We start from the raw sequence: 16,353 nt of genomic DNA on the forward strand, positions 1-16,353 counted from the left end.
AGGGAATTGATTGCGCTATCTTGATTTCTTCTAAAAGAAAATCAAGACTTCATGGCCTCTTTATTTAAAAAATCCCTTTTTACAGGGACGATTATTATTTGTGCTTTGTCATGCTCGCAAGAGCAAAAAAGTCCCAAACAGCAAATTGACCCCTTAAATTATGTTGACCCTTTTATTGGAACAGGTTTTCATGGCCACACCTTCCCTGGTCCTGTTTTACCGCATGGAATGGTACAATTGGGCCCAGATACACGCCTAAATGGCTGGGATGCTTCCAGTGGATACCATTATAGCGATAGTACTATTTATGGTTTTTCCCATACCCATTTAAGCGGAACGGGTATTGGAGATATGGGTGATATTCTGGTATTACCCTTCACTGAAGAAAAAGAGAACAAACCAATTGCCACTTTTAAAAAATCAAACGAACATGCTGAGGTCGGTCTTTATACTGTCAAGTTTGATAATTATCAGGTCGAAGCTAAATTGACCGCAACAAAACGGGCGGGCATGCACCAATACAGTTATGATCCGTCCACTAAAAAAAAGTTATTGTTGGATTTGGGCCACATATTACAACAGACTTGGGGGCATAGCAATACCTTAAACCAGCTTGAAATTGTAAATGATAGCACCATAAGAGGTCTAAAACAGTCACAAGGTTGGGCCTATGATCATAAGGTCTATTTCTATGCCAAGTTTTCCAGTTCTTTTGCTGTGGAAGAAATTGTGGTAGATAGTATTATGGTGAATACCGAATTGACCGAGCACGAGGGAAGAAATATTCACACCGTTCTTAATTTTCCTTCTCTCAAGAACGATCAGTCCTTGATGCTAAAAGTGGGGATATCAGCAGTGGACTTGATGGGAGCGGAAAACAACCTGAAAACTGAAATCTCCCATTGGAATTTTGACAAGGTAGTATCGGATGCTAAAGAAAAATGGAAAAATGAATTGGGTCGAATCAAGGTAGTAACCAGCAATGAAAAAGTACTCACTACATTTTATACGTCGCTATACCACAGTATGATCGCACCCATGTTGTATCAAGATGTGGATGGTAGATATAGGGGCATCGATAAAAAAATACACAAAACTAAAGAAGGAGAGGTTAACTATACGGTATATTCGTTATGGGATACGTTTAGGGCACTTCATCCTTTGATGACCATAATTGACGAACCCAAATCTATTGAATATGTCAACAATCTGCTGTCCAAGTATGAACAAGGTGGCCTATTGCCCAAATGGCCTTTGGCTTCAAACTATACTGGCACCATGGTGGGTTATCCTGCCGTTGCCAACATTGCCGATGCCTTGTCAAAAAAATTACCGGGTATTGATTCCCAATTAGCGCTTAAGGCTTCAATTACCAGCAGTTCTTACCTTCCAGAATTGATAGCGGATGAAGCAGAACCCCGAAAAAAAAGAGTGATGTCGGAACACAACAAGTATATCAATGAAGGCGCCCATATTCCTTCCGATAAGATTACCGGCTCTATTTCCTATGGCTTGGAAAATGCCTATTATGATTGGTGTATTTCTCAAATTGCATCATTTGCCAATAACGATTCCATTTCAAAGGAATTTCAACAACGAGCGTTGGCCTATCGACAATATTTTGATTCAGAAACAGGCTTTATGCGAGGAAGAAATGCGGATGGTTCCTGGAGAGAACCGTTCAATCCAAAACATTCGGATCATGAACATTCCGATTACATTGAAGGCAATGCCTGGCAATGGAATTGGTTTGTACCTCATGACATTGAAGGTTTTGCCCAATTGTACGGAGGCTACGATTCTTTCACCATGAAAATGGACAGTCTTTTTTCAACTTCTTCTGAAATTGAAGGTGATAATGCTAGTGGAGATATTACTGGGCTTATAGGACAATACGCCCATGGCAACGAGCCAAGCCATCATATTTCGCATATGTACACCTATGCAGGCCAAGCATGGAAAACACAGAAGTTGGTGGACCAAATTCTAAAAGAATTCTACACCACGGAACCTGATGGCATTATTGGGAATGAGGATTGTGGTCAGATGTCGGCTTGGTACATCTTAAATGCTATGGGTTTCTATCAGGTAACCCCTGGCAAGCCAGAATATGTAATAGGAAGGCCGTTATTCGATAAAGTTGAGATTCCTTTAGGAAGCGGCAAAACCTTCTCCATCATTACATATAATAACTCGTCAGAAAACAAATATGTGCAATCAGCACAACTAAATGGGAAAGAATTGGATGAGCTGTTCTTTACCCATGATGACATTAAGAAAGGCAGTACATTGGAGATTACAATGGGAAATCGACCTAAAAAACAATGATGTTTTACTTAGGGATACTTTTTGTTCTTTTCGTCCGTTTTAGATTTTATAAAATCCAAAAACAAACCATCCTATGACCGGAGATCAGATTTTTCAGCTTTTTGCTTATTTATTACCTGCTGTTGTTACCGGAGCGGTAGCCTTTTACTTCTTCAGATTGCATACTAGAAATGAAGATGGTCGAAGACGTTTTTTATTACATAAAGATTCACAAAAAGATACACTGCCCATCAGATTGCAAGCCTATGAAAGAATGGTGCTCTTCTTGGAGAGAATCTCCATCAATAGTTTAGTAGTTAGGGTGGCTCCCAAAGGAAAGGACAAAAGTGCTTATGAAAATCTACTCATCAAACAAGTGGAAACCGAATTTGAACACAATCTTTCCCAACAAATTTATATGTCAGAAGAATGCTGGAACATTATCAAGGCAGCTAAAAATGCTACCATCCAAATTATTCGTTCTGCAGGTATGAGCGAAACGGACTCTCCAGATAAATTACGGGAAGATATCCTTAACCAAACCATGGAAAAACAATCACCATCAACTACTGCCTTGGCATTTGTAAAAAAGGAAGTAGGCGAATTATGGTAATATTTAATCTGTGTGGTCTGGTGCTATTGGACTAGTTTCCTCATTTTTGTTTTTAGCATACAGATAGCCTCTTTTCCACCATCTTGTCATTCGTTCTTTGTTAAAAACCAATGAGTTTGTAGTTAAAATTGTTGGTGTGTAATAAAAATTGATGATAGCATCATTTTGATTGGCAACAAGCTTACCAATTCTTACATTTTGGTTTTCAATCCTATCCAAAACAAAACTAAAAATGGTGGTTATCAATTCAAAAGGATTTCTGGCCGGCATACGGTTCAAGTAATTCACTTCGGTGTGAAGCACCACTACATCAATTTCGGTTGCTCCTCGTTTTACAGCTTCTTCTATGGGCACAAGGCTTCCCAACCCTCCATCTGCATATTCACATCCATTTCGCCTTACCAAACTCATAAATGGCGCGTAGTTGGAAGAAATCCAAATCCAATCGCAAAATTCATCATATGTACAATCGTTTATCGACTTATACTCTACCTGATTCAAAGAGAGGTTAGAAACCGTGACCACAATATCTTTAGCACCTTGCTTTAACTCTTTAAATTCTTCTGGAGTTATAGAGTTACGGATAAGTTTACGAAGGTTTTCACTTTCCCCAAAGGTTTTTTTACCTCGGATAAAATTTTTGACCACATTCCAATGATTTATGGCAATAGTTTCTACCCCATGCTTCTTTTTGACCAAGAACGGACAGTTGTTGAATATACTGTCCTGATTGACCGAGGAATAAATCTGTTTGATCTTGTCAAGCTTATTCAATGCTAAATGCGAAATTAGAAGACTCCCTGTGGAGGTCCCCACAAACAAATCGTATTCATGCTTCGCTTCCTGAATTAGGAACTGAGCAACCCCACCAGCAAATGCCCCCTTGCTTCCACCTCCAGAAATAACCAATGCCCTCATTTTCCAAAAGTTTTATCAATATATTTTTGCTGTTCCAAACTTAAGGTTGGATAAATGTTTTTAAGCCTTTCCTTATTCTCTTCTTCCTTCCAAAACTCTTTGAGCATTTTTCGACATGATTTTTTAAAATGCCAAACATGGTGGTTGCAAGCTTTAATCAAGTTTTTTACAGTTTCATCATTAAAGGCCCCAATGCTTTTAAGGTATTGAAATGCTAACAAACGTACCTCAAAATGATGCTCAGTGCTCGTATAGTCACTTAACTCTTTAAAAAAATCTGGTTTAGATATGATTTGATATTCCGGTGTGACCAAAGCCAAAGTCAACCATAATAAACGAACATTTTTGTTGGGTAGTCCAATGATTTTAGCTGTTTTGTTCAAATAGATATTTCGTTGTTCGGGGAAATCTGTCCATAATCTATATAATGCCGATTCAATGGTTTTGTAACTTTCATCCATCAATAGATTTTCAAATGCCGTTTGAATATCAGCGGAAACTTTTTCCAATGAAAAAGCCACTGCTTGACGCACCTTAAGGCTTTCATTGTTTAATATGCTTTTTATGAATTCTGCAGATAATTCATTTCCATAGTCTAAAAGTACTTGGTGTTTTAATCTATCCGATATCAACATGCCCCATTTTTTTTTTAATATAGATTCAGCCAAAGCGGTCATATCCCCAATGCTATCTTTTATCTCAAAATATTCATTGATGGATTTGTTTTTCTTAATCAGAAAAGTCTTCACTGCTTCAAACGGAAACTCAGATTCCTGCAACCATGCTTCCTCAAAATCCATAAGCTTCATTCCCGAAGCTTTTTCCATTTCCCATATAAAATCTGAAATGGTAACGTTCTGGTAAGCATATTTAGTCAAATAGTTCTGTATTCCTTGCTTAAAATTGGAATCCCCTACCCTTTCTCTTAACATCACCAATGCCCAAGCTCCTTTTTCATAAAAAGTAAGACTTCCGGCACCGGAGTCTATCAACGCCTCTCCATTTCCTTCTCCAGAAAAGTTGTCCAATGCCCAAGCCGTTTCTAACAAACGCCAGTAAAAATAATCTTCTCCAAAAATGTCCTTTTCAGCTAAATATGCATAATAGGTGGCAAATCCTTCGTGCAACCAATGGTGTTTCCCACCTTGTTCGGTCACTAGGTTTCCAAACCACTGATGGGCCATTTCATGGGCATTTACGTTGACAAAGTTCTTGTCCATGAATGCCGTTGAGTCCACCACAAAAGTGTTGGAGAAAATGGTGGCGCCGGTATTCTCCATTCCAGCATATAAAAAATCATGAACTGGCACCTGCTTATAGTTTTGCCAGGGGTACGGCACCCCGATTTCATTTTCCAAAAAATTAAAGATTTCTTTGGTATAGCGATAGGTGGGTTCGACTTTTAAGCTATCCTTGGGTTCGTAATATAATTCAACGGAAATACCAGATGTTGATTGAATTGTTTTCTTGTCAAAATTGCCAATGGCAAAACCTACCAAATAACTGCTCATGGGTTGTTCCATATCAAATTTCCATAAGAACGCGTGAGATTCAGGCAAGGTATCTTTTGCCATAAGCCTACCATTTGAAACAACAGTATAGTTTTCATCTAAGATAAAATTCAAATCAAACTCTATCTTATCATTCATATCATCCAAACTAGGCAGCCAATGGCTTGTGTATTTGCCTTGGCCTTGGGTCCAAACTTGCTCATTTCCCATAATTGTATCATCCCATCCTGAAAAGTAGACCGTTTGGCTTGGGGTTGCTCTGTATTCAAAACGTAAAGTATAGGCTGCCCCTTTTTCAAACTTCCCTTTAATAATTAGTTTATCCTTTTTTACAAACGGATCTATCTTAACATCCAAACTTTTATGAGTTCGGTATTTGGACATTCTTATTTTGTTAAAAGACATGTCATGTGCATCCAAAAAAATGGAATCCACATTTTTTAAAGGCCAAAACTGAACACTATATCTTCCTGAAATTTTCTTTTCATTAGGTTGAATATAAATATCTGCTCCACAGAATTTAAAATCCACATCATCTTGGATTTGAGCACTTAAAAGCTTAAGTGATAGGAAAAAAATAAGTGTGAGGCCAAGCTTCATATTGGGGATGTATCAAAAGTCCTTCCAAATTACATATTTTAGTTCGATGAATCCCAATTTTCTACAAACTCCTATTCCGTATCTAAAAGGTGTTGGTCCAAACCGGGCTGAAACCTTGCGAACAGAATTGGGAATAGAAAGCTATCGGGATTTATTGCATCTATTTCCCAATCGCTATCTGGACAAGACCCAATATTATAAAATAATCCAATTACAACCCAGTGGAGCCGATGTACAGATAGTGGGTAAAATTGTTCATCTTAAAACCTTGGAGCAAAAACGGGGAAAACGTTTGGTCGCTTCTTTTGTTGATGACACGGGACAAATGGAATTAGTCTGGTTTCGTGGGCACAAATGGATCAGGGAAAACCTAAAATTGAACGAACCCTACGTGGTATTCGGTAGAACGGCCCGTTACGGAAACACTTTTTCCATGCCGCATCCGGAGATGGAACTGCTGTCAGAACATCAGCAAGGCTTAAAAGTTGCCATGCAGCCCATTTATCCTTCCACCGAAAAATTGAGTACCAAGGGCATTACCAACCGGGTAATCAGTAAAATGGTGCAACAGTTATTTTTGGATTGCAAAGGAAAATTTCCTGAATCATTAGCACCATCTATAATTGAAGAATTGCGTTTGATTTCAAAAAGCGAGGCTCTTTTCAATATCCATTTCCCAAAAAATCAGGAGTTATTGGCCAAAGCTCAGTTCCGGTTAAAGTTTGAAGAACTGTTTTTTGTGCAATTGCAACTGATTTCAAAAAAAATACTTCGTAAGCATAAAATTAAAGGACTACGATTTGATCAAGTGGGTGATAATTTCAATACCTTTTTTAGCGAACACCTTCCTTTTGAATTGACCAATGCCCAAAAAAGGGTCATTAAGGAAATTAGAAAAGATATGGGCAGTAATGCTCAAATGAATCGATTACTTCAAGGGGATGTAGGTTCTGGAAAAACCATTGTAGCTCTTTTGTGTATGCTTTTGGCTGCGGACAATGGGTTTCAAAGTTGTTTGGTAGCGCCCACGGAAATATTAGCTCAACAACATTATAATGGCTTAAAGGAATTGTTGGGCAAAATGGATGTGAAAATTGCCCTTCTGACCGGTTCAACCAAAAAATCTGAACGAACCCTATTACATAATCAGCTAGAAAATGGTAATCTCAATATTTTAGTCGGAACACATGCTGTTCTTGAGGACAAGGTGCAGTTTAAAAATCTGGGATTGGCCATTATTGATGAGCAACATCGGTTTGGGGTGGCCCAACGTTCCAAACTATGGCACAAAAATGAAATTCCTCCACACATTTTGGTCATGACCGCTACGCCTATTCCAAGAACCTTGGCAATGAGTCTGTATGGAGATTTGGATATTTCCGTAATTGATGAGCTTCCTCCCGGGCGAAAACCCATTAAAACTGTACATCGATTTGACAGCAATAGGTTGAAGGTTTTTCAATTCATCAAAGATGAAATCAAAAAAGGAAGGCAAATTTATATTGTTTATCCGCTGATCAAAGAATCCGAAGCTTTAGATTATAAAGATTTGATGGATGGTTATGAGAGTATTGCCCGTGATTTTCCCAAGTCAGACTATCAAATCTCCATTGTACACGGTAAGATGAAACCGGCTGACAAGGATTACGAAATGGAACGTTTTGTAAAAGGTGAGACCCAAATTATGGTGGCAACAACCGTTATTGAAGTGGGCGTAAATGTGCCCAATGCGTCTGTGATGATCATTGAAAGTGCAGAACGTTTTGGTCTCTCTCAATTACACCAGCTACGCGGACGTGTTGGAAGAGGTGCAGAACAGAGTTTCTGTATCTTAATGACCAGCCATAAATTATCTGAGGATGCCAAAACACGCTTGCAGACCATGGTTCGCACCAATGATGGCTTTGAAATTGCAGAAGTGGATTTAAAACTTCGCGGACCTGGGGATTTAATGGGAACGCAACAAAGCGGATTGCTCAACCTGAAGATTGCGGACATTGTAAAGGACAATCAAATATTAAAAACGGCGCGATATCACGCCTTGCAACTGCTAAAAAATGACCCAAGATTGGAAAAAGAAGAAAACAAATACATCTTGATAGCCTATACCAAAATGATGCAACAGTCCAATATCTGGAATTACATCAGCTAATCATTGGACATCTATCAAAAACAAGAAGCCCGGTAAAAACCGGGCCTCCAAAACTTCTGGTATTAGTATTGGTTAATTGATTGCTTCTCCTTTTTCGGCCTTCGCCAAGTTAGCCGCCACCCTATCTTTATTTACTTGGGCTGGAGCATTCTCCATGGCAATCTTTAAATGTTTTACGGTGGATTTATTATCACCTAGTGCAGAGTAACCTCTGGCCAAACCATAATGCACGGGCCATGTACCTTTATGGTTTTTGGCGTTCCACTTAAAGATTTCCAAGGCTTTAGAGACTTTTCCTTGCCCAATAAGTTGTCTGCCATAACCGTGTACTTGGAAAACGGTTCCTAGGGGCAATGCTTCTTCCATCAAAGCTTCTGCTTCAGTAGTTTTCCCCTGTTTTGCCAAAATCTGGGATTTTATGCTCAGGTTGTTGAAGTTCTTTTGGCTAAAGAATTGTCCAGCAATTGCGGCATCAATCCAACCAAGAGCTTCGTCCAGATCACCTCCATTATTCAAGGCAAAGTTTGCCGCCTGCTCCCAGGTCTGACGATTAAATCCAGGATTGGTCTGTAGTTTTTGACGAATTTCTGCCAATACATTATTGGTTACATCAACTTCAACTTTAAATGGAATCTGCTTTTTTTCCCAGTTTAATGCAACTACAGCAGAAGTGGCATCAACGTCGTTAAAAGTAAACAAAAGCTGTTCCACATGACCAATCTCCTTCGTTTCCACATCTACACGCAAAGCATCCTCACTAGGCTCATAAAAATAACTTCCCCACGCACCATGGTTCTTTGAAAAAATCACGGTTGCAGTGTTATCTTCATTCACGATCATATGCAGTCCGTATTTTCCAGCTGGCAATGTTTTACCACCAATAGTTAGGTCATGAGAAGTTTTAAACATCGTGTTCTCATTCGCACCAGCTCTCCATGGAGATTCTTTGGCCGTACCAAATCCAAGATTGTTCATGCCATATGGCACCAAAGCACCCCATATTTCTCTTTCATTTACACTGGGTCTAGAGTAAATAACGGAAACGTCTGTAGTTCCAATTCGCTGGGAAACTTTTGCCTTCTGACTACCTTGGGGCAAGAAAGTAAGTTGTGCAAACGTGCTGTTGGAAATACAAAAAATCGCAATTAAAATCATGGCCGAAATGGCCGAGTAACTTTTTTTCATTTGTTCGTTTTAGATGAGTTAATGAATAAACTTTTAGGTCGTTCCCTCTAAAGTAGTCAGCGTGTTGCTTTAATTCCGTTACAGCAATGTTAAAATAAAATGAAGTGCGTTAAAACATCCCTGAACGACCTTAATTAACTAGGAACCAACACTTAAAAACAGGTGAGTGCATTTATTGGTATTATTGGCACATTTTAGGATTCTCAAAAATGACCCATTAAGGCAATCTTAAGGTTTTTGATGTTTCCAAGAAACGAATTAGTTTTTAGGTTAAACTTATTTTTAATAGAAAGCCAGCTTTTGGTTAGTTGAAAAACATGTCTTGAACATCGTAATTTTTACCTTAAGATGGCCACAGTTTTTATTTCATACTTTAAATTTACCAGCTTATAAATTATTGAACGTAACGATGAGTAAAACACTATTTGATAAGGTTTGGGATTCGCATGTGGTGCAACAAATAGAGAATGGTCCCGATGTACTTTTTATTGATAGACATTTAGTGCACGAAGTAACAAGTCCGGTAGCTTTTCTGGGTTTAAAAAATAGAGATATAAAAGTGTTGTATCCTGAGCGCACTTTTGCGACTGCGGATCACAACACACCTACACGTAACCAACATTTGCCTGTTAAGGATAAGCTTTCTGCCAACCAATTAAAAGCACTGGAAGAAAATTCCAAAGCCCATAACATTCCCTATTGGGGTCTTGGGCATGAGAAAAATGGAATTGTACATGTAATTGGACCTGAGAATGGGATAACGGTTCCCGGGGCAACTATTGTTTGTGGAGATTCTCATACTTCCACTCATGGAGCTTTTGGAGCCATAGCTTTCGGAATTGGGACCAGTGAGGTAGAAATGGTGCTATCCACCCAATGCATCATGCAGCCAAAACCAAAAAGCATGCGTATCAATGTTAATGGGAAGCTGAACAAAGCAGTTACTCCAAAAGACGTTGCGCTTTTTATCATTTCCAAATTAACAACATCAGGAGCCACAGGCTATTTTGTGGAATATGCCGGTGACGTTTTTAGAGATATGTCTATGGAAGGCCGAATGACCGTGTGTAACCTGAGTATTGAAATGGGTGCCCGTGGTGGTATGATCGCTCCGGATGAAAAAACATTTGACTACGTAGAAGGGAAAGAATATGCACCTAAAGGTGCCGATTGGAATAAAGCCACGGAATACTGGCAGACATTATATTCTGATGATGATGCCACTTTTGATAAAGAAATCAATTTTGATGCTTCCGAAATTGAGCCTATGATCACCTACGGAACCAATCCGGGCATGGGTATGGGTATCAGCAATGATATTCCAATGGCAGAAGCAGTTGAAGGAGGTATGGCCACCTATAAAAAATCATTAAACTATATGGCTTTTGCAGAAGGTGATGCCATGATCGGAAAGCCAATTGACTTTGTATTCTTGGGTAGTTGTACCAATGGTAGGATTGAAGATTTCAGGGCATTTGCTTCGATAATAAAAGGAAGAAAAAAAGCCGATAATGTTACCGCATGGTTGGTTCCTGGCTCACATCGCGTGGAAGAAGCCATTAAAGAAGAAGGTATTTTGGACATTCTGAACACCGCTGGTTTTGAATTGAGGGAGCCTGGATGCTCTGCATGCTTGGCCATGAACGATGATAAGATTCCTGCAGGAAAATACGCTGTAAGCACCTCTAACCGAAACTTTGAAGGAAGACAAGGTCCTGGATCCCGTACCCTATTGGCAAGTCCTTTGGTAGCTGCTGCCGCTGCGGTAACCGGAAAAGTAACCGATCCCAGGGAATTAATGGAAGAAGTTCTCGCATAATTTTTTAAACAGATTTCAGCTATCAGAGCTCAGAAAACTGACCGCTGATAACTGATAACTTAAAACTGAATAACATGGCATACGATAAATTCAACATACTAAAAAGTTCAGCGGTTCCATTACCTATTGAAAATGTGGATACCGATCAGATCATACCCGCTAGATTCTTAAAAGCTACAGAGCGTAAAGGTTTTGGTGATAACTTGTTCCGTGACTGGAGGTACAACTCAGATGATACCCCAAAAGAACACTTTGTGCTCAACAATCCCATTTATAGTGGTAAAATATTGGTTGGTGGTAAAAACTTTGGTTCCGGTTCCTCTCGTGAACATGCAGCCTGGGCAGTTTATGATTATGGTTTTCGATGTGTGGTTTCCAGTTTCTTTGCTGACATCTTCAGAAACAATTGTTTGAACATAGGTGTTCTTCCAGTACAAGTAAGCCCAGAGTTTTTGGATAAAATCTTTAAGGCTATTGAAAGTAACCCAGAAACCGAATTGGAAATTAACCTTCCGGAGCAGACCATTACCATTTTGGAATCAGGAGAAAGTGAAAGCTTTGCTATCAATGATTACAAAAAAGAGAACATGCTCAATGGATTTGATGATATTGACTATCTGTTGAACATCAAAAACAATATTGAAGAATTCGCACAGAACACCCCTTTATAAAACCATTCAAGCCTCTCAACCCAGCCATTTGAAAATGAAAAAAAGGACTGTTGAAATCATGGATACCACCCTTAGGGATGGTGAACAGACCTCCGGAGTGTCATTCTCCGCTTCGGAAAAGCTCACTTTGGCCAAATTGCTGTTGGAGGAATTGAAGGTAGATCGCATTGAAGTAGCCTCGGCTAGAGTGTCTGATGGGGAATTTGAAGCGGTTAAAAATATTACGGATTGGGCAGAAACCGAAGGTTTTATTTCCAATGTTGAGGTATTGACCTTTGTAGATGGTGGAGTTTCGCTCGATTGGATGGAGCAGGCAGGTGCCAAAGTGCAAAACTTGTTGACCAAGGGTTCGTTAAACCATTTGACTCATCAACTCAAAAAAACTCCTGAGCAACATTTTAAAGATATTGAAACCGTGGTGACAAAAGCATCGGCTTTGGGGATTTCCACCAATGTTTATCTGGAGGATTGGAGCAATGGCATGCGAAATTCACCGGAATACGTGTTCCAATACTTGGATTTCCTGGTCACTTTGCCCGTAAAACGCATTTTATTGCCAGATACACTTGGTGTATTGACCCATCAGGAAACTTTTGAGTTTCTGCACCAGATTGTTGAACGGTATCCCGATGCCCATTTCGATTTTCATGGGCATAATGACTACGACCTAAGCGTTGCCAATGTCATGGAAGCACTAAAGGCAGGAATCCACGGACTTCATCTAACCATAAACGGTATGGGAGAACGTGCGGGGAACGCACCTTTGGCCAGTGTAGTTGCCGTAATAAATGATTTTTTACCAGAAATTTCTATTGGCGTCAAGGAATCTTCACTCTTTAAGGTGAGCAAATTGGTCTCTGCCTTTACCGGTTTTGGTATTCCCGCCAATAAACCAATTGTAGGAGATAATGTTTTTACACAAACTGCTGGAATACATGCAGATGGAGATAGCAAGAAGAATCTTTACTTCAACGACTTATTACCCGAGCGTTTTGGCAGAAAACGCAAATATGCTCTAGGTAAAACCTCAGGTAAGGCCAATATCCAAAAGAATCTTCAGGAGTTGGGACTGACCCTGAATGACGAAGAGCTTAAAAAAGTAACAGAGCGTATCATCGAACTTGGAGATAAAAAGGAAAGGGTCACCAAAGAGGATCTTCCGTATATCATTTCTGATGTATTGGATAGCGAACTGTACCAACAACGTGTATTTGTGAAATCTTATGTGCTCACCCATTCCAAAGGATTAAAGCCCTCCACTACCCTTTCCATTGAGATTGATGGAAAATCATATGAAGAGAATGCCCAAGGTGATGGACAGTTTGATGCCTTTATCAACGCATTGCGAAAAGTATATCAAAAAGAGAACAGGGAATTGCCCAAATTGGTAGATTATGCGGTGCGAATCCCTCCGGGAAGTAATTCTGATGCCCTTTGTGAGACCATAATCACTTGGCAGACCAAGGACAAGGATTTTACTACCCGAGGACTGGATTCAGATCAGACCGTATCTGCCATAAAAGCAACCGAAAAAATGCTCAACCTTGTTTAAAATTCAATGTGCAATGACCAATAAACAATGAGCAACCAACAAACCCCATTCACCTTAACCTTTCATCCTGCGCACACAACAACTTATAATTGATAACTGATAATTGACCACTGAATAATGAAATTAAATATAGCCCTTTTAGCCGGAGACGGAATTGGACCAGAAGTAATAGATCAAGCCGTAAAAGTATCTGACGCAGTTGCAAAAAAGTTCAACCATGAAATTAATTGGACACCTGCCTTGACAGGCGCTGCCGCCATTGATGCCGTTGGAGAGCCTTACCCGGACGAAACACACGAAGTTTGCGCCAAAGCTGATGCCGTATTGTTTGGCGCTATCGGTCACCCACGTTTTGACAATGATCCATCTGCCAAGGTACGTCCAGAACAAGGTCTGCTGAAAATGCGCCAAAAACTGGGTCTTTTTGCCAATGTGCGCCCAACCTTTACCTTTCCATCATTGGTGGACAAATCACCTTTAAAAAGAGAACGTATTGAAGGTACTGATCTAATTATTCTGCGTGAGCTAACCGGAGGCGTGTATTTTGGTGAACGCGGAAGAAAAGATAACGGGAACACCGCATTTGACACCATGACCTACCAACGCTTTGAAATTGAGCGTTTGGCCCGCAAAGGATTTGAAATGGCCCTAAAGCGAGGTAAGAAATTGTGCTGTGTGGACAAAGCCAATGTCTTGGAGGCTTCACGACTTTGGCGTGAGACCGTACAGGCTATGGAAAAGGAATACCCAGATGTGGAAGTATCGTACGAATTTGTTGATGCCGTTGCCATGAGATTGATTCAATGGCCCAAAGGATATGATGTTATTATTACCGCTAATCTTTTCGGTGATATTTTAACTGATGAAGCTTCCGTTATATCGGGCTCCATGGGATTGATGCCATCTTCTTCTCTTGGTAGTGATGTTTCTTTGTATGAACCTATCCATGGATCATACCCTCAAGCAGCTGGAAAGGACATTGCCAATCCTCTGGCAACCGTATTGTCTGCGGCAATGTTATTTGAAGATTTCAACTTAAAAGAAGAAGCTGAAGCCATTAGGGCAGTGGTAAACAAATCACTTGCCGAAGGTGTGGTCACCGAAGACCTTTCCGAAGGAAGCAAAGCTTACAAAACCAGTGAGGTTGGTGATTGGTTGGCAGTCAACATCTAATTTCATTTAAATATAGTAAGAAAAATGGCCTCCAATGGAGGCCATTTTTCTATCTAGTAAACAGCACTAGTTTGAACTTATCAAAAAAGCTACAAAATATAATCCGTGCCCAAAAAATTGCTCACTTTGGCTTCTAACAACTGTTCAATGGTTTCATTGTTCAAATCATTGTCCTTAAAGGCTACAAAAGTCCGTATAGAAAATGATCGTAAAGCATCATGCACACTCAAAGTGGATTGGGCGGAGTCTTTTCTACCCGTAAATGGATACACATCTGGTCCACGTTGGCAAGAACTGTTCAGGTTTACCCTGCATACCAAATTTGCAAGCGTATCAATAAGTGGGGATAAGGTATACACATCCTTACCAAACAAGCTCACCTGTTGTCCGTAATTGGATGCTGCCATATCATCCAATGGTTCTTCAATATCTTTAAATGAAACTACAGGTATTACAGGTCCAAATTGCTCCTCTTGGTAAACCCTCATATCTTTAGATACGGGATACAACACCGCTGGCCAGATGAAATTATCAGATGGCTCCCCTCCTTTTTTGTTATACACTTTAGCTCCCTTTTCTTTGGCATCATCCAACAATTCTTGAATGTACGCCGGTTTTCCAGGTTCAGGAAGCGGGGTCAACTGGGCACTTTCATCCCATGGGTTACCAAATTTTAAAGTATCAACCACTGCCGAGAATCGTTTCAGGAACTCGTCCTTGACATCCTCATGCACATAAATGACTTTAAGTGCAGTGCAACGCTGTCCGTTGAAGGACAATGTTCCCGAAATACATTCCTTGATGGTCAAATCCAAATCTGCATCAGGAAGAATAATTGCAGGATTTTTAGCTTCTAACCCTAAAACCAATCTTAATCTATTACTTTTTGGATGCTGGTCCTGTAAAGCATTGGCAGATTTACTGTTTCCAATTAATGCCAACACATCTACCCTACCAGTTTTCATGATGGGTGCAGCCACGGCCCTCCCTCGTCCAAACAATATATTTACCACTCCTTTGGGAAAACTGCTCTGAAACGCCTCTAAAAGTGGAGTAATTAATAGTACACCGTGTTTTGCCGGTTTAAAAATGGCCGTGTTCCCCATAATCAATGCAGGAATCAGCAAAGCAAAAGTCTCATTCAATGGGTAATTATAGGGCCCCAAGCAAAGCACCACACCTAAAGGCCCTCTTCTTATATGGGCATAAACCCCATCATGCTTCTGGAATTTGGCAGAATCACGATCCAATTGCTTATAATCCTCAATGGTATCGTAAATATATTCAACGGTACGGTCAAATTCCTTTCTAGAGTCTGGTAATGACTTTCCAATCTCCCACATCAATAATTTGACCACTTCTTCCCGTTTCCCCTCCATTTTTTTAACGAAAGATTCCATACATTCAATACGGTCCTTTACTTTCATGGTGGGCCAAACCCCTTGTCCTTGAGCATAAGCGTGAGTGGCGGCATCCAATGCCTCCATAGCTTCTGGCTCACCCATATCTGGAATACTTCCCAGTACGGTATGCGCATAAGTATCAGTTGATGATATGGTAGAAATTACTTCGGAATTCTTTCCTTTCCATTCGCGAAGTTCCCCATCAACCAAATAAGTGGTTTGGTGGATTCGCTCTTTTACTTGAAACTCTTCTGGTATGGTAATTGTCTTTTGCATGAGCCTATTTTTTTGGATTGATATTTTATCAAAGCCGATATTAAACAGCAAAACTAACACAAAAAAGCTTGAAAAACCCTTTATTTTCAAAGGTTTACCAACGCAAACGTTTTAGTAGGGCCTTTATAAAAAATGTTAGTGAATTTGTGATATGGGTAGCACCAAGGTTTCTT

General features: G+C 39.9%; 11 protein-coding genes. 7 read left to right on the top strand and 4 right to left on the bottom strand.

Features of this window, described 5'->3' with window-relative positions:
- The first annotated feature begins 51 nt into the window (after positions 1–51).
- Positions 52–2,328, top strand: a complete 2,277-nt coding sequence (locus CRO15_RS09370; RefSeq protein ID WP_097045526.1) for a GH92 family glycosyl hydrolase — start codon at positions 52–54, stop codon at positions 2,326–2,328.
- Between the two features lie 73 nt (positions 2,329–2,401).
- Positions 2,402–2,920, top strand: coding sequence for a DUF7935 family protein (locus CRO15_RS09375; protein WP_097045527.1), 519 nt, complete (start codon positions 2,402–2,404; stop codon positions 2,918–2,920).
- A 3-nt stretch (positions 2,921–2,923) separates the two neighbouring features.
- Here the strand turns inward: CRO15_RS09375 and CRO15_RS09380 are convergent, their stop codons facing one another.
- Together CRO15_RS09380 and CRO15_RS09385 are read right to left on the bottom strand one after the other, a co-directional pair.
- Positions 2,924–3,838 (bottom strand): patatin-like phospholipase family protein, encoded by a 915-nt coding sequence (locus tag CRO15_RS09380; RefSeq protein ID WP_097045528.1) that lies wholly within the window; start codon positions 3,836–3,838, stop codon positions 2,924–2,926.
- Positions 3,835–5,949: a M1 family metallopeptidase gene (locus CRO15_RS09385; RefSeq protein ID WP_097045529.1), complete on the bottom strand. Its 2,115-nt coding sequence runs from the start codon at positions 5,947–5,949 to the stop codon at positions 3,835–3,837. The genes CRO15_RS09380 and CRO15_RS09385 overlap by 4 nt, the downstream gene beginning before the upstream one ends.
- 46 nt (positions 5,950–5,995) lie before the next feature.
- Here CRO15_RS09385 and recG point away from each other — a divergent pair, with 46 nt between their 5' ends.
- Positions 5,996–8,101, top strand: coding sequence for an ATP-dependent DNA helicase RecG (gene recG / locus CRO15_RS09390; protein ID WP_097045530.1), 2,106 nt, complete (start codon positions 5,996–5,998; stop codon positions 8,099–8,101).
- A gap of 72 nt (positions 8,102–8,173) precedes the next feature.
- On the opposite strand, the gene CRO15_RS09395 is transcribed toward recG, so the two are convergent.
- Positions 8,174–9,286: a DUF2911 domain-containing protein gene (locus CRO15_RS09395; RefSeq protein ID WP_097045531.1), complete on the bottom strand. Its 1,113-nt coding sequence runs from the start codon at positions 9,284–9,286 to the stop codon at positions 8,174–8,176.
- Between the two features lie 409 nt (positions 9,287–9,695).
- Between CRO15_RS09395 and leuC the strand changes: the two genes are divergently transcribed.
- From leuC to leuB, 4 genes are all read left to right on the top strand, one after another.
- Entirely contained in the window at positions 9,696–11,105 is a 1,410-nt protein-coding gene (gene leuC, locus CRO15_RS09400; protein ID WP_097045532.1) for a 3-isopropylmalate dehydratase large subunit, read from the top strand.
- Between the two features lie 74 nt (positions 11,106–11,179).
- Positions 11,180–11,776 carry a 3-isopropylmalate dehydratase small subunit gene (leuD, locus tag CRO15_RS09405; protein WP_097045533.1) on the top strand — a complete coding sequence of 199 codons (597 nt, stop codon included), beginning with the start codon at positions 11,180–11,182 and terminating at the stop codon, positions 11,774–11,776.
- 34 nt (positions 11,777–11,810) lie between these two features.
- The gene (locus CRO15_RS09410; protein WP_097045534.1) at positions 11,811–13,328 is read left to right on the top strand and encodes an alpha-isopropylmalate synthase regulatory domain-containing protein; all 1,518 of its coding nucleotides are present in this window, start codon (positions 11,811–11,813) and stop codon (positions 13,326–13,328) included.
- 117 nt (positions 13,329–13,445) lie between these two features.
- Positions 13,446–14,501 (top strand): 3-isopropylmalate dehydrogenase, encoded by a 1,056-nt coding sequence (leuB, locus tag CRO15_RS09415; protein ID WP_097045535.1) that lies wholly within the window; start codon positions 13,446–13,448, stop codon positions 14,499–14,501.
- A gap of 89 nt (positions 14,502–14,590) precedes the next feature.
- Here the strand turns inward: leuB and CRO15_RS09420 are convergent, their stop codons facing one another.
- A complete protein-coding gene (locus CRO15_RS09420) occupies positions 14,591–16,180 on the bottom strand; it encodes an NADP-dependent glyceraldehyde-3-phosphate dehydrogenase (protein ID WP_097045536.1) in 1,590 nt (529 codons plus the stop codon).
- Positions 16,181–16,353: the final 173 nt, after the last annotated feature.

This window comes from Flagellimonas pacifica (genome assembly GCF_900215465.1).
GTDB classification, from domain to species: Bacteria; Bacteroidota; Bacteroidia; order Flavobacteriales; family Flavobacteriaceae; genus Flagellimonas; species Flagellimonas pacifica.